The organism is Bacillus sp. mrc49, from assembly GCF_002803435.1.
Genome location: NZ_PHNG01000409.1, coordinates 1 through 311, shown reverse-complemented (window position 1 = coordinate 311; position 311 = coordinate 1). Strand labels below are relative to the sequence as shown.

At 48.2% G+C, this 311-nt stretch carries 1 protein-coding gene; it reads left to right on the top strand.

The genetic code is table 11. The features are described from left to right. Positions 1–311 (top strand): alkaline phosphatase (locus tag CVN76_RS02535; RefSeq protein WP_442857538.1); only part of this gene is annotated, 311 nt, incomplete at both ends.

Sequence of the window (311 nt, the reverse complement as noted above, 5' to 3'; positions counted from 1 at the left end):
CTTCAAAAACTTTTCCAGCCCGAGCGCTTTGGGTTACTCATTCTTTCCTGCCTAATCGGCATCTCCCACCCCATTCAGGCTGAAACGAAAAACACACCGAAAAATGTCATCTTGCTAATCGGCGATGGCATGGGGTTAGGTGCAATAGAAATTGCCCGGCAATTGGAGTACGGTAAAACAGGTGCATTACATTTGGAAAAACTGGAGCACGTAGCCTTGATGCGCACTTATTCCGCCAATAATCACGTGACCGACTCCGCTGCAGGCGGGTCTGCGATTTCGACTGGCGTTAAAACCAACAATGAGTCAAT